The following is a 21,927-nucleotide window of genomic DNA, read 5'->3' on the forward strand; positions in this document are numbered from 1 at the left end:
TCTCTTTCTCTCATCACCCTGATTAAGACCTTCCTGATCTATGCCAGATTAATTTTTATTTTACAAGTGGCAGTAATGCTTCTGCCAGGGTCTGATTTCCTTTATCGTTCAAATGTACACCATCTGTCGTTAATATCCCTTTGGCGAGATCTTCCGCATTATGTTGCGCTCCGTAAGTTTTAAACAATGTTCTAAGGTCACACAGCGGCAATTTATTTTTAACAGCCAGATCCCTTATTGCGGCAGAATATTTGTCCAGGTCAGCATCCATCTCATTTGCACCATTTTTTTTCTCTCCGATCACAGCTGGGGTGCATAAGACCACCTTTGCCCCACCGCCTTGAATCTTGTTGATCAATGCCTGATAAAAAGAAATAAACTTATCATAATCCGTTCCAGTATGCATGGATTGTTTATGCCATACGTCATTCACCCCGATATAGATCACCACCAGGTCTGGCTTTTTAACCAGCACATCCTGTTCCATTCTTAAATAAAGATCATATACCTTATTTCCACCAATTCCGGCACCAATCACTTCATATTTTGAAGGATCCAGTGCTTTACTGATCAGGTCTACATATCCACCGGGAGCAACCCCCATTTGGGTGATAGAATCACCAAAAAAAATAATCTTTTTAGGCTTCATATTCATTGAAGTAAATAAGATAAGCAGCGCAAATGGCGCCAGCAGAAGGCTTAGTTTTTGAAATGCTTTCATTGTTTTTATTTTTTAACAGACCGTGTGAAATCAAGGTCCTGAAAATCGTAACTAAAATCTGTTGCAGGAGAAACGGCTTCCATTTTTATACCCGAAGCCTTTCCATCTTTACCAAGGGAGAAAATCACAAAAGCATCTGCATGCATGCTTCGGTCCGTCCATTTTGCCACAAAGGTATTCCCCTTATAAAAAGCCATTTGTCCGCCAAGTTTTGGAGAATTTACCGATTGGAAGAAAAGCTTATTTCCCTGATTTTTAATCGTCACCTCTCCAAACCAGGGATCTGTAAAAGAACCTTCATAATTGCTCAGGTCTACTTTCTGCGTACTCTTTTTCATTTCCGCAGTAATATCTGCCCAGATCTGATCGGTTATCTTTTTATCTTCAGCCTCATTGGTTACAACATTCGCTTTATAGGCAGCGATCCGATCTTTCCCTTTAATCCCGAAATAACCATCTTTGATCGTATTCGTGATGGCAGAAAAAGCAGCGCCACTCTCCTGATTGGTCAGTACGATGATCCCTAGTTTTAACTCCGGAATTAAAGTCACCTGTGTAACGATCCCACTCAGGCCTCCGGTATGAGAAACCTGAAGTTTCCCATTTACTAAGTTCAAAAACCAGCCCAGTCCGTAGCTGCTAAAAGAAGACCCTGCTATAATTGTTTGCGGGCTCCACATTTCCTCATGCACTGCTGTACTGAATAGCTTTGTATTTAAATCCTGACCGTATTTACCACCATTCATCTGCATGATTGCCCATTTGCTCATTTCCGTCACATTCGACCAGATTCCACCCGCAGCATTCGAAATCTCCGGAAAGCCTTTACTGATCACCGTTAATTTCCCGTCAATGGAGGTATGTGCATCTATAGAATTGTTTTTATCTTTCAACCTTGGGTAATCGGCAGCACTTTGACTCATTCCAATCGGGCGCATGATTCTGGTTTCCATAAAGTCTTCCCAGCTCATTCCCGATACTTTTGCCAGCACTTCCCCGGCTACAATATACAACAGGTTATCGTAATCAAATTTCGTTCTGAATCCGGAAACTGGTTTCAGGTAACGCATGTTATGAATCAGCTCCGCTTTAGTCACCCGGTTTGAATCCGGAAAAATCATCAGGTCTCCTGCTCCCAGGCTCAATCCACTGCGGTGCGTTAACAGATCCCTTACGGTAAACTCCTGCGTTACATACGGATTATACAACTTAAAGCCGGGAATGATATCCACTACTTTATCGTCCCATTTCAGCTTTCCTTCATCCACCAGTATACCCAAACCCGCGGCGGTAAAAGCCTTGCTATTGGAAGCGATTCCAAAAAAAGTATTTTCATTTACCGGCTCCTTTGTACGCAGCGAACGAAGTCCATATCCTTTAGAATGAATTACTTTTCCATCTTTTACAATGGCTACTGCAATTCCCGGAACATTAAAGGTTTTGAGCGTTTTTTCCACCAGGCTATCCACCTGTTTATCATTGAGGACCTGTGCATTTACGGGAGTTACCCCTACCATCAAAAGCAAACATACCGGAATCAGGAAGCTGAGTTTATTCATGAAAATAAAGTTAACGTTTTTCGCTTTGATAGTCTTTATGAACGATTAAAAAGCTTGCTCGTTCCTCCTTTTTAAAAGGATAATCCCAATTCCCCTGGTAAGAGATCTTGCTGGGTAGTTTCTCCCCCTCAAAATAGCTCATTTCGATATTCATCTGTACATCAAAATCAAACAGCATATTGCTGTATTTCATGTCCACATAGCGGCCCAGAATCTCAAAATTTCTTTTATCAAAAATGGTCGTCAGCTCTTTGATCATCAGGCCATCTTTAGTTCCGTTACTGAGGTCAGGCTTCACCTTCACTTTAAACCAGTATACCGGAATAGAATCCAGATAAGTTCCGCTATAATAGCTGTAATCATAATACTGACGCATATTTGCCGTAAAGATCTGGGTTTTACTTCCTATAAAAGGTAATCCTTTAATCGGTCTGCCCGGGGCAAAGATCAATGTTTTTAGCTTACTCTTATAGCTCTCATTGCTTTCTCCTCCCTTCCCTGTCGTCATTGGTCCTTCCGCAACAAATTCCGAATTGTAAGCATTCATAAAGATGTAATCGAACATCTCTATCGTATACAACTGGTACTTGCCATTTTTTTTATACACCTTTCCCGTATCCTGTTTAACCAGGTATTCCATTTTAACCGGACCAGAAGGGTGATGTTTGATTTTCCGGTAAATCTTACCGTCTACCTTATTTTTCTTGTTATAGGTAAAGATTCTGTTTTCAGCAATAAAACCATACTTCTTCATATTCCGGAACGCCTGATAAAAGCTGTTATCCGTGATGATCGCATTGATGAAGGTCTCCACACCGAATTTCTGGGCAGTGATGTTCACAGCCGAATCCAGCTGAATCGTCTTGATCGTATCCGGATTAAAGCGGACGATTTCCTGACCTGAGTTTTTTAAATAACAGAGGACAAAAACAACCAGTAACCCAATTTTCTTCATTTGAAGCACCCTAATTTCCCAATTGTTTTAACGCGATATAAGCCATTAAGCCTGTTGACAGCTTTAGCGCATCTTCATCAATATCAAAATTTGGTGTATGTACCGAATAACTCGTTCCTTTTTCCTTATTTCCTGTTCCTAACCTGTAGAAACAAGCATCTGTTACCTGAGAATAGTAAGCAAAATCTTCTGCTGCCATCCAGATGTCCAGGTCCAGTACATTCTCTTTACCCAGGTAATCCTCCGCATACAAACGGGCATTGTCGCTTAGTTTTTCTTCGTTGATCAGATATGGATAACCGTTCATGATGTTGAAATCACAACTTCCCCCCATACTCTCCGCAATACCTTCCGCCATTTTCTTCATCAGCTTTTTAGCTTCTTTACGCCAATCCTCATTCAATGTTCTGAAAGTACCTTCCATTTTCACTTCATTCGGAATGATGTTCGTCGCACCATTGGCCTGTACCTTTCCAAAAGAAAGTACCGAAGGTAAACGTGGGTCGGCATTTCTGCTGACAATCTGTTGCAAAGCCACTACAATATGCGCTGCAATCAATACCGGGTCAATATTCTGATGAGGCTGGGCACCATGTCCGCCTTTACCATGTACCGTCACATATAATTCATCTGTAGAAGCCATATAAATACCTGAGCGGAAGCCAACCTTCCCTGCATCGATCAATGGCATCACATGCTGTCCGATGATCGCCTGAGGCTTAGGATTCTCCAAAACCCCTTCTTTGATCATGATACTTGCTCCACCTGGCAATACTTCTTCTCCCGGCTGGAAGATCAGTTTGATCTTTCCGGCAAATTCTGCTTTCATGCTGTTCAGGATATAAGCAGTTCCCAGTAAAGAAGAACTGTGTACATCATGGCCGCAGGCATGCATCACACCCGTATTTTTAGATACATAAGGTTTATCGTTGGCTTCAATGATCGGAAGCGCATCCATATCTGCGCGAAGTGCGACAATCTTATCGGAAGGGATACCTCCTTCGATGAGGCCGACTACACCAGTATTTGCCATCTCCGTATAAGGGATTCCCCATTCTTCCAAATGCTGTTTGATAAAAGCAGAAGTTTCAAACTCTTTAAAGGAAAGTTCAGGATTGGCATGAATGTGCTGACGATAGCCTCTTACCTGTTCAAATATGTCAGCCGAAAGGCTTTGGATCTTATCTTTAATTGTCATTGCTGTAATCTAAGTTAGGGGCATTGATTTTCTCTCTGAAAATAAACAAGGTCGGGAACATTGGTTTCAGTTCATTTAAGAGACGCTGGGCTTCCAGTCTCGTTCTAAAATCACCTACACGCAAATAATAATTCGGTTCCTTATAGGTAATATAAGTATTCAGTGAGGAGTAGCTGGATCTGAAACGTGCCTGTTCAGTAAACACTTTACGTCTGTCTGAGCCATAGAATATCTGCACCCGATATCCCATTTGGGAAACGATGGCCGAAGATGGCTTCCCCGTCGCAATTACGGCGGTAGATTTCGTATTTAAAGCAATACGTTTGGCAATCAGGCTGTCGATCATTGGATCTTTAACAATCTTCACATGACCTTTGTCCTGAGCAAACAGGGCAATGGAAAAACAACAAAATATACCGGTAATTAATATTTTCATGAAATGGCTTAAAAAAAAGAATGCCGAATTTTTTGTTACAAAAATCGGCATTCTATATGTGTATTACAAATTACAATCCCGCACCATGGCAGTTTTTGAATTTCTTACCACTTCCACAAGGACATGGTTCGTTTCTTCCCGTTGTAATTTCTTTACGTATCGGTTGTTGTGGAGCAAGCTCGCGGGTATCCTCCATTGGCATTCCGTCGATACTTCCTTCTGAACCTACAAATTCCGGTTTAGACATTTTTAGTCTACTGGGTGCCGGCCGGTGAGCCTGCGCCTCCCGCACATCATTTGGATCAGTTTGAACAGGAATTCCTCCTTTATACAGGAAGCTTACTACTTCTTTATTTACTGCATTCAACATATTTTTAAACAAGTTGAAGGCTTCCATTTTATAAATGATCAATGGATCTTTCTGCTCATAAACCGCATTCTGAACCGATTGTTTCAACTCATCCATTTCACGCAAATGCTCTTTCCATGATTCATCGATCAAGGCAAGTACAATTGTTTTCTCAAAAGATTTAGTCACCTCACGGCCACCGTTATCAATTGCGGTTTTCAATCCTACCGGAACCTGAATGCTACGGATACCATCTGTAAAAGGAACGATGATTTGTTCGATATGCTCCCCACGTTCTTCATATACCTGGTTCAATACCGGCATTGCCTGCGCAATGATTGCTTCTGATTTTCTTGCATAAAATGCAGTCACTTCCTCAAACAATTTGTCCGTCAGGTGATGAATATTTCTGGAACTGAATTCTGCCTCATCAATTGAAGTATCTGCAGAGAAGTTTTTGATCACTTCCAGTTTGAAACCTTCATAGTTACCTTCTTCTTTATATTCAGTAACGATATCTTCCGCCACATCGAAGGTCATGTTGTTCATGTCTACGTCTAAACGTTCACCAAACAAGGCATTTTTACGTTTAGCATAGATTACCGTCCGTTGTGAGTTCATCACATCATCATACTCCAATAAACGCTTACGGATACCGAAGTTATTTTCTTCTACTTTCTTCTGTGCACGCTCAATAGATTTGGTGATCATCGAATGCTGAATCACTTCACCATCTTCAATTCCCATTTTCACCATGATGTTGGAGATTCTTTCAGAACCGAACAACCTCATTAAGTTATCCTCAAGAGACACAAAGAACTGAGATGAACCCGGATCACCCTGACGACCTGCACGACCACGCAACTGTCTGTCTACACGACGGGACTCATGACGCTCTGTACCTACAATTGCCAAACCTCCGGCTTCTTTAACACCTGCACCCAATTTAATATCCGTACCACGACCCGCCATGTTGGTAGCGATCGTTACCTGTCCGGCCTGACCAGCTTCAGCAACAATATCTGCCTCTTTCTGGTGCATTTTCGCGTTTAACACATTGTGTTTAATTCCGCGAAGTTTCAGCATACGGCTTAGCAATTCTGAAATCTCTACGGAGGTTGTACCTACCAATACCGGGCGGCCTGCCTGTGTCAATTTCACAATCTCTTCCGCTACCGCATTGTATTTCTCACGAACCGTACGATAGACATAATCCTGATGATCTTTTCTCGAAATCACTCTGTTTGTAGGGATTTCCACTACATCCAGTTTATAGATCGACCAGAACTCACCAGCTTCCGTAGTCGCCGTACCCGTCATACCACAAAGTTTGTGGTACATACGGAAGAAGTTTTGCAAGGTCACCGTTGCATAAGTTTGTGAAGCATCTTCTACTTTCACATTTTCTTTTGCTTCGATCGCCTGGTGTAAACCATCAGAATAACGACGGCCATCCATGATACGACCTGTCTGCTCATCTACGATTTTAATCTTTCCTTCATCGATGATGTATTCTACATCAATCTCAAACAAAGTATAAGCTTTCAATAACTGATTTACCGAGTGGATTCTTTCTGCCTTGATCGAATAATCACGCATTAACGCATCTTTCTGAGCAATTTTCTCTTCGCTGCTCAAAGCAGATTTTTCAATATCAGCAATCTCAGTACCTACATCAGGCAAGACGAAGAAATGTGCATCTTCGCCAGATTTGGTGATCAGCTCAATACCTTTTTCAGTAAGCTCTACCTGGTTGTTTTTCTCATCGATATAGAAGAACAATTCCGAATCTACTTTCGGCATGTTCTTCGACTGATCCGCCATATAATGGTTCTCCGTTTTCAATAAGGTTTGTTTTACACTACCCTCACTTAAAAACTTGATCAGCGCTTTATTTTTAGGCAAACCACGGTGCGCACGTAAAAGCGCTAAACCACCTTCTCCTTCTTCGGTTCCGGCTTTACCATCATTAATCAGTTTTTTTGCTTCATTCAAAGCTTTGGTCACATATTCTCTCTGTGCAGCAACCAATCTTTCGATCCTTGGCTTCAGTTCATGAAACTCATGCTGATCACCAAAAGGAACCGGACCGGAAATGATCAAAGGGGTACGGGCATCATCAATTAAAACGGAATCGACCTCATCCACCATTGCAAAATGCAATTTGCGTTGCACCAGCTGATCCGGCGTTTGCGACATATTGTCACGCAGGTAATCAAAACCAAATTCGTTGTTTGTACCATAAGTGATGTCAGCAAGGTAAGCATCCCTACGCTCCTGAGAGTTTGGCTCATGCTTATCAATACAATCTACTTTAATCCCATGGAATTCAAATAAAGGACCATTCCACTCCGAGTCACGTCGTGCCAGGTAATCATTCACGGTTACAATGTGAACCCCTTTTCCAGCCAAAGCATTCAGGTATGCCGGTAATGTACTTACCAAAGTTTTACCCTCACCTGTAGCCATCTCCGCGATTTTACCACTATGTAAAACCATACCACCGATCAACTGTACATCGTAATGTACCATGTTCCACTTCACCTCAGTACCGGCAGCATCCCATGTATTTGCCCAGAAGGCTTTATCACCCTGGATTTTAACATTGTTTCTGCGTGCCGCATAATCTCTGTCATGCTGAGTCGCGGTCACCTCCAGGCTTTCATTTTCAGAAAAACGTCTTGAAGTTTCTTTAACCACCGCAAATGCCTGTGGAAGAATCTCCTGTAAAACAACCTCTAATTCTTTATCACGATCTTTGATCAACTCATCGATCTGATCATATAGTGCAGTTTTTGCTGCCAATGACAAATCCTGACCTTCAGCATCCGTTTTTAAACCACTGATCTTACCGTCAATCTCTGTTAAGGCTTTTGCAATAACATCTTTAAAGTAAACTGTTTTATTACGCAACTCATCATTGCTCAGTACAGAAAGCTTCGAATATTCTTCGTTTATTTTGATAACTATAGGCTGTAATGCCTTAATATCTCTTTCCGATTTGCTTCCAAATACCTTGGTTAAAAATCCTAACATCTTTTATGTTTGTGTTTATTATTTATTACTTATTGAAAAATGACTAAATTACAACAACCAAGCCATATCAAACAATAAGTCAGAATGGCAGTTGTCGGGCGCTAAAATTACAAAATATCCTGTACTTTGCTTTAGTATGCCAATATTATTTAACAATCTTTATCATTTTCCCAAAAGTATTCCCTGTCCCTGGTAAAGCACTCAAAAAGAAAGGGCAAGCAGATTAGCTGTTCTTTAATTCTGCGGCCATGACTTTCAGCTCCTCCAATTCTTTAATGATGACCTTGAAACTCCACCAGGAACGCTCTCCAACGCCCTTTCTCTTCGCAAGAAGGTGAGCAATCACATTCGAGATCACGACTACAATCAATAAACTAAAGGTATCGATCAAACCCCACCACAAGCCCGATTTAGTGATCTTTCTAGACAGAAAGCTCAGCGGGAACAATACAGAAGCAGAAAACATAATCGTGCAAACCAACCACAGCAATAATTTCTGTGTTGTACGGTACTGCTTAATGACATTTTCCAGATAGGTCAGTAAGGATTGTCCCGGAACCTCCAGTTTTTTCATGGCATGGCGTGCGATCAAAAGAATCACAAGAATCAGGATCAAAGCCCCAAGCATAGCATTCAATGGGATTTGATCAAAGTCACGGGTATAATCAAAAGGGTCGCCGATGTTTAACAAGGCAAAGGCCAGGACATAGAAGCAACAAAAATAGATGCCATACAAATAACTTTTCTTTATCGTGGCAACAGTAGAAATGGATCTTTTTCTAATCATGCCAGCGATCACCTGGTCATCAATATCCCTGGTTGATTTGAGCTGATCATCATATGCTGCCCAGGCTCCCTTTAGTTCATCTAAGTTCATAACGATCTGATTTAATAACTTTTTCCAGTTTGATTTTTATCCTGTTGATTTTAACGCCCACATTGGTTTTAGTGATTCCAATGATCTCACTGATCTCCTCATAGCTCTTCTCCTCCAGATACAACAGGATGATCGCCTTTTCAATTTGAGTCAAAGTGTTTATCGCGTGTTTTAACAGCCCCATTTGTTCCTGTTGATCTTCAAATGAATCCATATCAGGGATTTCAAATTCAGCATCAGAAATACTTCTCCGCTCCGGGGCCCTGCTTTCCTTTCTAAAAATGGTGATGGCGGTATTTAAGGCGACCCGATACATCCAGGTGCTACGTTGCGACTCATTCCTAAATGAAGGAAAGGCCTTCCAAAGCTGTAATACGATTTCCTGGAAAAGGTCTTTCTTATACTCCTTTTCCAGACAGTACAGGTTACAGACTTTGTAGATAATCCCCCGATGTTCGTTTATCATTTCGATAAATACTTTTTCCATCTTCTTTTATTTGCGGGGTAAGTCGTAAAGGTTGGACTAAAAATTACAAGTTCCGAAAATTAAACTTCAGCCGAGCCAATATCTATCAAATTTTTGCGCCAACAAGGTCTATCTTATCACTTTATCTCTTAAATTCAAACTTAAACTGTGATAATTTAGCTAAAGCGGTATATTTGCCAATATGAACCGGATATGGTTCTCCATCAAAACAATTCAAACAACAAACCATACATAGATGAATATCTTACTATTAGGTTCTGGCGGCAGGGAAAGTGCTTTAGCCTGGAAAATGAGCCAATCTGCTGAATGTTCCCAATTATTTATTGCTCCGGGTAACGGTGGAACGGGTGCTTATGGCAAAAACATCAACCTAAACCCAAATGATTTTGAAGCCGTAAAAGCTTTTGCCTTAAAAGAAGCCATCGATATGTTGGTGGTTGGCCCTGAAGAACCGCTGGTAAATGGCATTCATGACTTTTTTGTCAATGATGAAGCCTTAGCTCATATCCCTGTGATCGGACCTAAAAAAGAAGGTGCGATACTGGAAGGCAGCAAGGATTTTTCTAAGCAATTTATGGCCCGTCATGGCATTCCTACCCCGGCTTCAAGGTCTTTCACTAATGAGACCCTGGAAGAAGGCTTAAAATACCTGGAATCACATGCATTGCCTATTGTGTTAAAAGCAGATGGACTTGCAGCTGGCAAAGGAGTATTGATCCTGGATAATATTGCGGAAGCACAAGCGGAGCTAAAGCTCATGCTGGGTGGTAAATTCGGTAATGCGGGAAGTACAGTCGTAATAGAAGCATTTTTAAATGGAATCGAACTTTCTGTATTTGTGTTGACTGATGGAGAAAACTATGTGGTTCTTCCGGAAGCAAAAGATTACAAAAAGATCGGACAAGCAGATACGGGTCTGAATACAGGAGGAATGGGTTCTGTATCTCCGGTTCCTTTTGCAGACGAGGCATTCATGACTAAAGTAGAACAGCAGATCATTATCCCGACCATTAATGGCTTAAAAAAAGACAAAATTGATTATACCGGATTCATCTTCTTTGGCTTGTTCAAAGTTGGGGATGAACCATTGATCATCGAATATAACTGCCGCATGGGAGACCCTGAGACAGAAAGCGTGATCCCACGTATAGAAAATGACCTGGTTGAACTTTTTGTAGCAACCACACAGAAGAAACTAAAAGATTATAAGTTAAAAATCAGCCCTAAAAATGCAGCAACCGTAATGATCGTTGCAGGTGGCTATCCCGGAGATTACGAAAAAGGGAAATCTATCACGGGGATTGACAATGTACGCAACTCCCTGGTATTCCAGGCGGGCACGAATTTAGAAGGTGGTGTGGTAAAAACCAATGGCGGAAGAGTATTGGCAGTAACCAGTCTTCAGGACAACCAGTTTGATGCTTTACAATCGGCGACTGGAGATGCCGCACGCATTTATTTTGACGGTAAATATTTTAGAGAAGATATCGGGTTTGATTTGATGTAAACCTGGATCGTTATCCTAAAAAAACTCCCTGCTCTGAATGGAGCAGGGAGTTTTTTTATGCGGGAATTTTTGTCGCTTCCCTTTAAATTTAATCCTCAAAAATTTGCTATACCTAAATCCTTATATATTTCTCTATCAGTTTTAAGTCCATTGTCATTTTATTGCAGGGATTATCCGCTTATCAACAATACATCATACGTTATAACAAAAAAGCGCTAAAATTTAGCGCTTTCCGTTTATTCTTATTTTCTTTTCAGCGACCTGCTTCCAAAGAGATTATACCGCAATCCAAAAGCCTGCTGGCTATCAATCACCCCATCCACAAAGTGGAAAGACAATGCCAGTTTACCTTCCAGGTTTTTATAAATAATAGGTCTCCAGGTCAGGTCCGTTCTGTTATATGTTTTAGAAGTATAAAACTTATCTCCCATAATCAAATGATGGCCTTCTCCCTTATAAAAGAAATTGGTGATCCCAAACCTATGGTACTCCATACTTAGGTCTACCACTAAGCCTTTTGGTGTTTGCCAGCCTCCTTGGGTACGAGTCCGCTCAAAGGACATCATTCCTCCCGCGCTAATCGTCAGGGAGTCCAGGAATGTTTTGTGGGAAAGGTCTACTCCGGCTTTAACCATTGCCGCACCATTGTCCTGAATATGATCATCAGGAATAGGAATTCCCGGACCTGCATTATGCAGCATCATGGCATAGTGAGAAACAAAGAAAGCATCTTTTTTATAACGTCCGGAAAATCCGAAAATAAAGTTTTCTCTTGCTGTTGCCGTTTGTCTGCTGGTCCAGTCGATAAAGATGACTTGCTTCCAGTTTTCATTTTCATACTTTACCAACATCCCCTCCACATTCGGACGGTAGTAATTGAGCGTATCATTTAAAATTGCCCTTGGAAAATCAGAGATCAAACCCTCTCTCGGGAAAGCACCCATATAGAAATTCCAATCCTTTTTAAGGTATTGATAGTAAGCTACGATATCCGCCTTGTTGCTGAATTTCGGAGAGCCAAACTCATGCATCACATTCACACCGAGTCTGATTCGATGAGCACTGTCTATCAGCAATCCTACCGATGGGGTCACCCTCATTCCGAAAATGGTTTCCGAAAACCGTTTCGACCTTGCATATTCTCTGTTGTCTGCGAAACCGTGGAAGTTTAAATTCCCTTCCAGTTCCTGGGCATAAATGTTATTAAAGGCTGTACACAATACAGCAAAAGTCAAGAGTAAGCGAATCCGCATATATTCTATTTATGGTTCAAACCGCTTTGATCAACGGCAGTCAAAAATAATAATATAATCCTTTAGCAGGCTAATTAAATCATCATCCTTTTGTAGCCTTTTTTGCCCATAAAAATCTTCCTCCGTTTCCAGCTTTTCTATGATATTCTTCCCGATAAACTTCCTGCTCCTGGTACCAGAAATGAATTAGCCGGGCTTTCCGGGGAGGTGTTCCAGTTTATTTTTCAGCACCTCATACTCTCTTTCCAGATTTCGAAATGCTTTGCTATTGACGGGATTTCCCCGGTTATCTTTCATTTGCTGCAAATAATCGGCCTCCAGAACGTCAAAACGTTGTTTTACCAGTGCATAATTTTGCTTTTGCCTGATTTCCTCCGGGCTTTCCACTGCTCCGTTCAGGTTGCCGATGTAGGCACTGTCTGAAATGGCCTTACCATTGGCGGATTTGAAGCAGATATAAGCTTCTATCGGTTCCTCAACCCGCTGCTCGTACAAATCGATAAAGTAACTCCCGGCATCTCTCCTGCAGGCATTAATCACAGACATTGCCGTTTTTTCCAGGGGATGATAAAGAAGAATCATCACCGTATCGTTGTGCTGACCACTGGGATCCCAGCTCACCAATACTCCTTTTTCCTTCTTTTCGATTTTCAGGTCATTTGCACCGGGTAAATTGCCATTGCTGAGTATGACCTTGCTGTAATCCACAGAAATATTAGGGTATTCCCCCTTTAAAGCGTGTTTTTTAATATAAGAAGTGGCGAGGTTATGGGCATTTCGAACCGTTCCTCTTGCTTCCAGCTCAAAGCTGACATTGGTAAACTCAGAGATCCTGCTCACCATTTCCATAGTCACTGACATCGCCTGACGGTTAGCCAGCTGATTTCCGCTCGGTTTACCCGGATCGCCAATCGTGCGAACGATCGGTTGTCCATTTAAGACATAGAAAACCAGGTTGTGTAATTTTCCATTTAAAGCCCCCAAAGGCCCATTCGGCGCTTTTGCCATATTCAATAGATTAATCGTTAAATAATAAAAGTTAACATTTTAAATACCAACAATACTAATATAAGCAATTAGTTTTATTAAAGCCAACATCAAACGTATAACATGCTGCCAATTACTTTTAGGTTACTATTAAATTTCAGCGTACAATAATCGGGGTTGACAGGGCTACAGACCCTACAGGGCCCTAGCAACCTACCCTCAAAAAAGAAGCAAAATAGGAGCAATTGGAAGCTTGGTATAGCCCGGGCCTAAGCGAGGATACTGGCTGAACCAAATGAAATGCAGCTTAAACAGTTTCCTGAAGCGGGCTGGTACTGCTAAAACAAAATGGCTGAATTCCCATTTGCTTTGCAAATTAGGTATTCAGCCATTTAGCCAGGGAGTTGTATAACGATCAAATGATCTTCAAAACGGCTCCCTGATGATGTTTAAATAAGAATTTTGAATCTAAGAAACAAGACTATTTAGATTGTCCTGCTCCCAAAATTTCTGCTAATTTCTTTTGTAATTCTTCGCCTCTGATGTTTTTAGCAATAATTTTACCTGTTGGGTCGATCAGGTAATTTGCAGGGATAGACTGAATGCCATAAGCTCTTGCAGCCGCATTGTCCCAGAACTGTAAGTCAGAAACATGTGTCCATGTTAATCCATCTTTTTCTATCGCCTGTAACCAATCTGCCTTTTTACCCGGACGGTCTAAAGAAACACCCAGAACGGTGAAATTTTTATCCTTAAAGTTTTTATAAGCTGTTACTACGTTAGGGTTCTCCTGGCGACAAGGTCCGCACCATGATGCCCAGAAATCAAGCAATACATATTTACCTTTGAAATCAGACAATTTTACGGGTTTATCATTCACATCATTTTGTGTGAAATCCATTGCCATTTGTCCAACCTGAGTTTTCTTAGCAGAAGCGATCATATTGGCGATATTTTTACCAAGATCTGTAGCTTTTACTTCAGCAGAAAATTTGTTGAACTGGGGCTCCACTACATTCACATCGATCTCAGACAAACCGCTTCTAAAAGCAACTAAACTCACATAAGAATTCGGATTGGCTTCAATAAAGGTTTTATTGATCGCTTCCAGTTCTTTTTGATTTTCATCATCACGGCTCATCACCGTTTTCATGTAAGCCTCATCTTTACGTTGCTCTTCAGTTTTACTGCGATACTCACGCATTAAAGCAGCACCTTTTTCATTGACAGCTTTAGTCAGCAATTTATATTTCTCGTTTTCATCGTTTAGTTTAGAACCTTTGATGGTCGCATATTTTATAGAATCCTGAGGCGCAGTAAGCTCTATCGCTTTAGGCTCAAGATAAAAATTGATCACATCTACAGGAACACGTTTTGCCGGATCTACCACTGCATTGTCGTGTTTGATTCTGATTTGTGCCTGAGCAATTCCACTAAGCGGACCCGAGAACGCAAATTTCCCAGCTACAATTGCTGCAGAGTCGGTAACCTGGTTCTGGCCTACCCTATAAGCGATAAAAGCCTTTGCCGGTGCATTTAAGTTTCCTACCTTGCCCTTAACAGTAAATTTACCCTGGGACATTGCTACAACAGGCAATAAGCAAATTGCAGCGATTAAAGTTTTTTTCATGAGTTTATATTGTTTTTTTATGGTGATGAAGGGATCGTGATCTTAACGGTACTGATCTCCTCTTAAACGTTATATTTTAGGTAAAATTACAATAACTTTTGGTACGTCCTCCACCAAAGATCCGGCATTTCTCCATTTACCGCCATCGTATAATCGTCATAACGGCAAGGTACCAAATGGAAGCGTTCATTTTTAGTGATTCCTGAAGGATAAGGCACCTGCATCCACCAGCGGTCGGACTTCTTACTCTTTACAAAGAGCATCTCCCCCGATCCATCATTTAAACTCGCACGGTATACCAGGTACTGGGACTTTGGTGTAAGTGGAAAATCTTTCTTGCGGTTGTAAAAACCATCGATAAAATACCAGACCATTTGTGCCAGCAACATCGCCGTCTGACCATTGTTGTCGAAAGCCGGATTAAACTCATAAAAGCCAATGGAAGTCAGTTTATCGCTCATCCCCGCGTAACGGGTAATCCTGCAGGCCTGTTCTCCATAAAAACCATTTGGCCCCGCATTGGCATTCGCCCTGGCATCAGAAGAACGGATGGCACCAATATCAAAACTGATCATATTCGCGTTCCGTACAATCGGTTCAGTGAGCGTAATGTCATCCATAAATTCACCCAGACGGTGTACATCAAAGTAAAGCTTATTCATTACTTTCAGGCTTTCCTGATTCACAAAATAAGTTTGATAACCGATATTGCTGAAATTAAAGAGGTAATTAGGCTGATGTAACAGGATTTTATTCAAATAGGTATCAGACTTTGCAGCCAGCCCCTCCTGATCTTCTTCATCGAGGTCAAATTTACTATCTATCACAACCAGATCTACCTTTTGATCCAGGCTTTCATAAGCCAGGTATTGTGCGTAGGTCAGGTCTTGTCCACCCCCAATAATAACAGGAAGGATGTTCAGGCTGATTAGCTCGGCCACAACCATCTTGACTGCCACATAGGTATCGGAGATAGAAGCTCCGGGTTTGATGTTTCCCAGGTCAATGATTCTGCTGTTAAAAGCACCCTCATTTAAAGTGTAAAATTGCGCCCTGAAATAGTCCGGCGCCAACGCACAACCCTCATTATTCACTGCCGCACGATCATCAAGTACTCCAAAAATGGCAATATCGTATTGATTTCCCTCCAGTTCCGGAAATTTATCCGTGTAAAAACCTGCCTTTAAACCCAACTGGCTGGTATAGAATCCATGTTTTGGGGCAAATTTGTCAGGGTTGACCGGAGAAAAAAAATCTGATAAAGACATATTGTACTATAAATGTATCTGTCAAATATCTATTTTTGAGAGCATATTTTAATGAACATCCTAAAAAAAATGAAATGATATTGGTTACCGGTGCTACTGGATTTTTAGGAGCAGAATTAATACATCAGCTAACCGGACAGGGAACAAAGCTCAGGGCCTTAAAGCGCGAGCACTCTGTGATTCCGGATTTAATAAAAGACAATCCCCTGATAGAATGGGCGGTTGCAGACATCAACGACCTTTCTACACTGGATACTGCATTTGAAGATATCCATCAGGTGTATCACTGTGCAGCAATGATTTCTTTTGACCCCAAAGACAAAGCAAAATTACTGAAAGTAAATATTGAAGGTACCAGCAATGTCGTGAACCTTTGTGTGGAAAACCAGGCGAGGTTGCTTCATGTCAGTTCTGTTGCCGCTTTGGGAAATGCAAAAAAAGGGCAGCTGATCACAGAAAAAGACTTCTGGGAATACGATTCCAAGGCACATTCTTATGCCATTTCGAAATATGAAGGAGAAATGGAAGTCTGGCGTGGCATTGCCGAAGGCCTGGAAGCCGTCATCGTAAACCCATCGGTCATCATTGGTGGCGCTGCAGGATTTCAGGGTAGCGGAGCGATTTTTAAACTCGTAAAAGAAGGTCTTTCTTTCTATACCAAAGGGGCCACCGGAATTGTTGATGTTCAGGATGTGGCTAAAAGCATGATCGCCCTGATGAACAGCAAGATCACAGAAGAACGCTTCACCATCAGTGCAGAAAATTACCATTACCAGCGTTTCTTTGGAGAGATCGCCAAAGGTTTTGGCGTTAAAGCACCTGCTAAAGAAGCGAAACCATGGATGCTCGGCATTGCATGGAGAGCCGCAAAACTGGCTTCTTTATTTACCGGAAAACCGGCCGCTTTAACAAGTGATGCCGCCAGAAGCAGCCTGAACGAGAGTTTATACAGCAATAAAAAAATAATTGAGACCATTGGAATAACATTTAAGCCGCTGGATCAGACCGTAGCAGAAACCTGTCAGGCCCTGAAACAGCTCCCACTTCCTTAAAATTATGAATCAGAAGAATATTTACATCATTGATTTCGACAGCACCTTTACCCAGGTAGAGGCATTGGATGAGCTGGCCCGTATTTCCCTCAAAAAGCATCCTGAAAAAGAAGCCATCTTCAAGAAAATCGAAGACTATACCAACCTGGCCATGGAAGGAAAATTGTCTTTCGGAGAGAGTCTTGCACAAAGGGTTAAACTTTTGGAAGCTTCGGAAGATCATTTAAAACAGCTGATCACCCGCTTAAAGAAAAAAGTATCTGCTTCTTTCTCCCGCAATGCCGCATTCTTTAAGAAACATGCAGATGAAGTATTGATCGTTTCAGGTGGATTTAAAGAGTTTATCACCCCTGTGGTGAGCCAATACCACATCAAAAAAGAAAACATTTACGCCAACACTTTTGTCACCACCGGCGATGGTAAAATTATAGATTACGACCATGCCAACCCTTTGAGTGAAGAAGGTGGCAAAGTGAAATTAATGCAGCAATTGAACCTGGAGGGAAACCTTTACGGAATCGGTGACGGCTATTCCGATTTCCAGCTCAGGGAAAGTGGAATGATCAAAAAATTCTATGCCTTTACGGAAAATATCTCCAGAGAAAGCATTGTAGAAAAAGCAGACCATGTGACGCCGAGCTTCGACGAGTTCCTATATGTGAACAACCTGCCAAGAGCCATCTCTTATCCTAAGAACAGGATTCTATGCCTGGTCATTGGTGAAGTAGACCCACAGAGCATTGCCTTATTGAAGAAAGATGGTTTTTCCATTCGTCATAAAACCTCATTCGAGGAGAAATATGTGGCAGATGTACACATGCTATTGCTTGCAGAAGGCGAGAAAATAGAATTGGAGAAGCTGAAAAGGGCCGTGAAATTAAAAACATTAGGCTACCTCGGACAGGCAAAGAACAAGGTTGACATTGCCACCTGCACCGAACAGGGTGTCGTAGTTTTTGATGATTTAAAATCGAACCCGAGAAACCTGACCTTCATTCCGAAACGAATGATCGACTTTATGAATACCGGAACGACGCACCTGAGCAATAACTTCCCGAATTTACAGCTGCCAAGGATTGACAAGTCTCACCGACTGATCCATATCCACCAGAATGTTCCGGGAATTATGGCTAAAATCAACACGGTTTTTGCCAAGCACGACATTAACATTGTGGCGCAATTTCTGATGACCAATCAGAACATCGGATATGTGATTACTGACATCAATGCAGAATACGACAAACAACTCTTTAAATCTTTAAAAAAGATTGAACACACCATAAAATTCAGGGTACTGTACTAGCTTTCAAACCATGGAATTAACACCACAAATCAAAGACAAACTGGACAAGCTGCAGGAAAAATATACTGCAATGGGCCAGGACATGTCGGCCTATCTGGATGGCCTCTTGTATGCAGATTTCTTAACCTATTGGGATTACATTCATCTGGATACGCTGTTGAGCCTACAGGCACCAAAAACATCTTTTCCTGATGAAGAGATCTTTATCATGTACCATCAGATTACAGAGCTTTATTTTAAGCTTTCACTGCATGAGTTTAACCAGGTTGCCGCTGCAAGGGAAACCTTAACTGCTACTTTCTTTACCGATCGCGTGAAAAGGATTAACGCCTATTTTAACGCGCTGGTTTCTTCATTCGAAGTGATGGTCAACGGAATGGAAAAAGAACAATTCCTGAAATTCAGAATGTCCTTACTACCGGCAAGCGGGTTTCAGTCAGGACAATACCGAATGATTGAAATCAGTGCTACAGATTTCGGCCGGTTGGTAGATAAAGACAAAAGAGCAGCACTCGCCAATGCCCCTATTGAAGAACAGTTTGAGCATATCTACTGGAAATCAGGTGCAACGGAGCTGGCTACGGGAAAAGAAACACTCACTTTAAAACAGTTTATCAATAAATATGCAAGTCAGTTTTTGCAATTGGTCAAAGACAGAAAAGACAGCAACTTCTCTGCACTTTACCACAAAGTAAAAGACGAAGGACAAGACGTAACCGCTTTAACGGAAGAACTGAGGAAACTTGATCTGTTTGTCAATGTTGAATGGCCACTTTCGCATTATAAATCTGCGGTCAGGTATCTGGAAAGAGATCCCGTTGACATTGCCGCTACTGGTGGAACCAACTGGCAGAAATACCTGCCTCCGCGTTTTCAGAAAAGAATTTTCTACCCTTTCCTTTGGACAGAAGAACAAATGGAAGAATGGGGAAAAGGATGGGTACTGAGCGTTCTGAAAGATCTCAGAAGTTAAATCATATAAAATGGGAACCCGCTTTTGCGTGGTTCCCATTATTTTTAGGGTTATTGTTATTTTAATTTCGCCTTGTTATGCAGGGCTATCGCTTTTGCATAAGCGAGGTATTGACTGCGAACTGTTTTATCCTCCTGCACGAAGATGACGCGGTTGCAGGTATTTTCAGATCCCGGATTGAAGTATATCGTCACGCATTTATACTTTTCATTCAAATCATCAATTCCTGTTACATCTGCCCATTTTACCTGCAGTTTCTTTCCTCCCCCATAGGTAAAGGTCATTTCATCTGCTGCTACAGTTGTTGATGAGGACATAAAATTAAGCCGGTTGCATTGATTGACCATGACCAAATCTGTTTTTTCATTTAACCATGCTACCATGTTTTCGGTAGTTTGTGCGTACGACAAAAATGTAAGGCAGCACAACACAGCAATTAAGTTTAGCTTAAGCATGTCTATTTTTTATCTTTAACAGCCAGGGCAATGATGTCTGTTGCATAAGTGAGGGCAACAAAGTCAAGCTTATCCATATCGGTAATAGGTTTGCCGTTTTCGAAGTCCAGAAAACCTTTATAGACCACCCGACATTGCCTTGTCCCATCTGCACTGGTCCATAAATTGGCATAATTGGCAGGAAAACCGCCCATATATTGCATGTTTTGGCTAAGCTTATATCCATTGCTTTTCAAGGAAGCTTCCATCGCAAGGGCATCCGGTTTTGTCAACTCCTGACAAATCAGGCCAACCACTTTATCTTCCAGGCAGTACAAGGTTAAATCATAATTCTCATACTCGTAATAACGCATCATAAAGGGCCCTTTTTGTTCATCCAGCTCCTTATCATAAACAAAGGGTCCTCCTTTCTTCATTGCCTTCTTGAGGTCTGAAGTTTTGTGACCGAGGTAATAGTTAAACTCCCCAATTGTTTTGGGCCAGCTTTGTGCCTGAACTACAATACTGCTGAGTACAAAAAAACAGAGTAAGACAGTAATTTTCTTTTTCATGATTTAAATTTTAAGATGGAGGATGAGGATGATGACCAAATTTAGAGAAAGGCATTCCGGCAGGAAATACCCACTAAGGAGTATTTTGACCTGCCCGGACAAAGAGGATCTTAGTGTACTTAAGACACTTAACAATCCTGTTCAAAAGCAAAATAAAAAGAAATAAGCAGGGCAATTTTATTAAATTTGCAGGAAGAAATACGAATAGAAATGAACGATACACTGGATATAACCATCACGAAAGCTGAGCAAAGCAGACTAACAGTAACAGACTTTTCTCAACTTCCCTTCGGAAAGGTATTTTCCGATCATATGTTTATTGCCGAATACGAAGATGGCGCCTGGACAAATTTACAGGTATTACCTTATGGCCCGATTCCGATGAGCCCGGCAATTTCTGCCCTGCATTACGGACAGGCAATTTTTGAGGGCATGAAAGCTTACCGTCAGGCTGATGGTAAAATCAGTGTTTTCAGAGCAGACAAAAACTTTGAGCGTTTTAATAAATCAGCACAACGCATGGCGATGCCTGCTATTCCTGAGGATATTTTCAGACAAGGAATCGCGGCATTAATTGATATTGATAAAAACTGGGTTCCGAATCAGGATGGTTATTCTTTATATATCCGCCCGGTGATGTTCGCTACCGATCCTTACCTGGGTGTAAAGGCATCTGATAAATATACCTTTGCTTTACTAACGACTCCTACAGGACCGTATTACAGCAAAGCACTAAAAGTAAAAATTGAAACTGAATTTACACGTGCAGATGAAGGTGGTGTTGGCTATGCTAAAACTGCTGGAAATTACGCCCGTTCTTTACACCCTTTTGCTGAGGCATTAAAAGAAGGTTTTGACCAGTTGATCTGGACTGATGCCGTTTCTCATGAGTTTATCGAGGAAGCAGGAACAGCAAACTTAATCTTTGTGATCGACGGGAAACTGGTTACTCCTTCTGTAAGAAGTACCGTTTTGGATGGGGTAACAAGAGATACCATTATTCAGCTGGCAAAAAAAGCAGGCATTGAAGTGGAAGAAAGAAGGGTAAGTGTAAAAGAAGTAATCGAAGGTATCGAAAATGGTCAGTTAACAGATGCATTCGCAGCAGGTACTGCCGCAACTGTGACGCCAATTGGAGAAATCAGTTATGAAGGTAAGTTATATACTTTAACGGACCCTGCTACACGTACGATTTCTGCGGGTATCGCAAAAACATTAAATGACATCCGTTACGGACTTGCTCCTGACGAGTTCGGATGGAACTGGATCGTGTAAATTTACAGCTACATTGTAAATAATTCTTGTGAGGCGCCTTTGAACCAGGGCGCCT

At 41.5% G+C, this 21,927-nt stretch carries 19 protein-coding genes; 5 read left to right on the plus strand and 14 right to left on the minus strand.

Annotated features, from left to right (window positions below; translation table 11 throughout):
• Positions 1-55: 55 nt before the first annotated feature.
• The 8 genes from AAFF35_RS27495 to AAFF35_RS27530 form a co-directional block, all read right to left on the minus strand.
• Positions 56-721 (minus strand): SGNH/GDSL hydrolase family protein, encoded by a 666-nt coding sequence (locus AAFF35_RS27495; protein ID WP_342329666.1) that lies wholly within the window; start codon positions 719-721, stop codon positions 56-58.
• A gap of 5 nt (positions 722-726) precedes the next feature.
• Positions 727-2,280 (minus strand): serine hydrolase, encoded by a 1,554-nt coding sequence (locus tag AAFF35_RS27500; RefSeq protein ID WP_342329667.1) that lies wholly within the window; start codon positions 2,278-2,280, stop codon positions 727-729.
• 10 nt (positions 2,281-2,290) lie between these two features.
• Positions 2,291-3,235, minus strand: a complete 945-nt coding sequence (locus AAFF35_RS27505) for a hypothetical protein (protein ID WP_342329668.1) — start codon at positions 3,233-3,235, stop codon at positions 2,291-2,293.
• 10 nt (positions 3,236-3,245) lie between these two features.
• Positions 3,246-4,433 carry a M20 family metallopeptidase gene (locus AAFF35_RS27510; protein ID WP_342329669.1) on the minus strand — a complete coding sequence of 396 codons (1,188 nt, stop codon included), beginning with the start codon at positions 4,431-4,433 and terminating at the stop codon, positions 3,246-3,248.
• Complete coding sequence (locus tag AAFF35_RS27515) at positions 4,423-4,869, minus strand: SPOR domain-containing protein (protein ID WP_342329670.1); 447 nt, start codon at positions 4,867-4,869, stop codon at positions 4,423-4,425. The genes AAFF35_RS27510 and AAFF35_RS27515 overlap by 11 nt, the downstream gene beginning before the upstream one ends.
• Positions 4,870-4,939: 70 nt before the next feature.
• The gene (gene secA, locus AAFF35_RS27520) at positions 4,940-8,254 is read right to left on the minus strand and encodes a preprotein translocase subunit SecA (protein ID WP_342329671.1); all 3,315 of its coding nucleotides are present in this window, start codon (positions 8,252-8,254) and stop codon (positions 4,940-4,942) included.
• Between the two features lie 223 nt (positions 8,255-8,477).
• On the minus strand, positions 8,478-9,131 hold the full coding sequence (locus tag AAFF35_RS27525) for a hypothetical protein (protein WP_342329672.1): 654 nt from the start codon (positions 9,129-9,131) through the stop codon (positions 8,478-8,480).
• Positions 9,118-9,618: a sigma-70 family RNA polymerase sigma factor gene (locus tag AAFF35_RS27530; RefSeq protein WP_342329673.1), complete on the minus strand. Its 501-nt coding sequence runs from the start codon at positions 9,616-9,618 to the stop codon at positions 9,118-9,120. Before AAFF35_RS27530 ends, AAFF35_RS27525 begins: the two co-directional genes overlap by 14 nt.
• Positions 9,619-9,853: 235 nt before the next feature.
• Between AAFF35_RS27530 and purD the strand changes: the two genes are divergently transcribed.
• Positions 9,854-11,125 carry a phosphoribosylamine--glycine ligase gene (gene purD / locus AAFF35_RS27535; protein ID WP_342329674.1) on the plus strand — a complete coding sequence of 424 codons (1,272 nt, stop codon included), beginning with the start codon at positions 9,854-9,856 and terminating at the stop codon, positions 11,123-11,125.
• Between the two features lie 242 nt (positions 11,126-11,367).
• On the opposite strand, the gene AAFF35_RS27540 is transcribed toward purD, so the two are convergent.
• From AAFF35_RS27540 to AAFF35_RS27555, 4 genes are all read right to left on the minus strand, one after another.
• Positions 11,368-12,378 carry a hypothetical protein gene (locus AAFF35_RS27540; RefSeq protein ID WP_342329675.1) on the minus strand — a complete coding sequence of 337 codons (1,011 nt, stop codon included), beginning with the start codon at positions 12,376-12,378 and terminating at the stop codon, positions 11,368-11,370.
• A gap of 186 nt (positions 12,379-12,564) precedes the next feature.
• The gene (locus AAFF35_RS27545) at positions 12,565-13,386 is read right to left on the minus strand and encodes a DUF6266 family protein (protein ID WP_342329676.1); all 822 of its coding nucleotides are present in this window, start codon (positions 13,384-13,386) and stop codon (positions 12,565-12,567) included.
• Between the two features lie 460 nt (positions 13,387-13,846).
• Entirely contained in the window at positions 13,847-14,995 is a 1,149-nt protein-coding gene (locus AAFF35_RS27550) for a TlpA disulfide reductase family protein (protein WP_342329677.1), read from the minus strand.
• 86 nt (positions 14,996-15,081) lie between these two features.
• Entirely contained in the window at positions 15,082-16,263 is a 1,182-nt protein-coding gene (locus AAFF35_RS27555; RefSeq protein WP_342329678.1) for a formimidoylglutamase, read from the minus strand.
• Between the two features lie 74 nt (positions 16,264-16,337).
• Here AAFF35_RS27555 and AAFF35_RS27560 point away from each other — a divergent pair, with 74 nt between their 5' ends.
• The 3 genes from AAFF35_RS27560 to AAFF35_RS27570 are packed head-to-tail and all read left to right on the plus strand — an operon-like array spanning position 16,338 to position 19,591.
• Positions 16,338-17,315 carry an NAD-dependent epimerase/dehydratase family protein gene (locus AAFF35_RS27560; protein ID WP_342329679.1) on the plus strand — a complete coding sequence of 326 codons (978 nt, stop codon included), beginning with the start codon at positions 16,338-16,340 and terminating at the stop codon, positions 17,313-17,315.
• Positions 17,316-17,319: 4 nt separating this feature from the next.
• Positions 17,320-18,618 (plus strand): HAD-IB family phosphatase, encoded by a 1,299-nt coding sequence (locus AAFF35_RS27565; RefSeq protein WP_342329680.1) that lies wholly within the window; start codon positions 17,320-17,322, stop codon positions 18,616-18,618.
• A gap of 10 nt (positions 18,619-18,628) precedes the next feature.
• Entirely contained in the window at positions 18,629-19,591 is a 963-nt protein-coding gene (locus tag AAFF35_RS27570; RefSeq protein ID WP_342329681.1) for a tryptophan 2,3-dioxygenase family protein, read from the plus strand.
• A 56-nt stretch (positions 19,592-19,647) separates the two neighbouring features.
• Here AAFF35_RS27570 and AAFF35_RS27575 read toward each other — a convergent pair whose 3' ends face one another.
• Positions 19,648-19,974, minus strand: coding sequence for a hypothetical protein (locus tag AAFF35_RS27575; protein WP_342329682.1), 327 nt, complete (start codon positions 19,972-19,974; stop codon positions 19,648-19,650).
• Positions 19,975-20,048: 74 nt separating this feature from the next.
• The gene (locus AAFF35_RS27580) at positions 20,049-20,597 is read right to left on the minus strand and encodes a hypothetical protein (protein WP_342329683.1); all 549 of its coding nucleotides are present in this window, start codon (positions 20,595-20,597) and stop codon (positions 20,049-20,051) included.
• A 210-nt stretch (positions 20,598-20,807) separates the two neighbouring features.
• Between AAFF35_RS27580 and AAFF35_RS27585 the strand changes: the two genes are divergently transcribed.
• Positions 20,808-21,872 (plus strand): branched-chain amino acid aminotransferase, encoded by a 1,065-nt coding sequence (locus AAFF35_RS27585; RefSeq protein ID WP_342329684.1) that lies wholly within the window; start codon positions 20,808-20,810, stop codon positions 21,870-21,872.
• Positions 21,873-21,927: the final 55 nt, after the last annotated feature.

The organism is Pedobacter sp. FW305-3-2-15-E-R2A2, from assembly GCF_038446955.1.
In the GTDB taxonomy this organism is placed as follows: Bacteria; Bacteroidota; Bacteroidia; order Sphingobacteriales; family Sphingobacteriaceae; genus Pedobacter.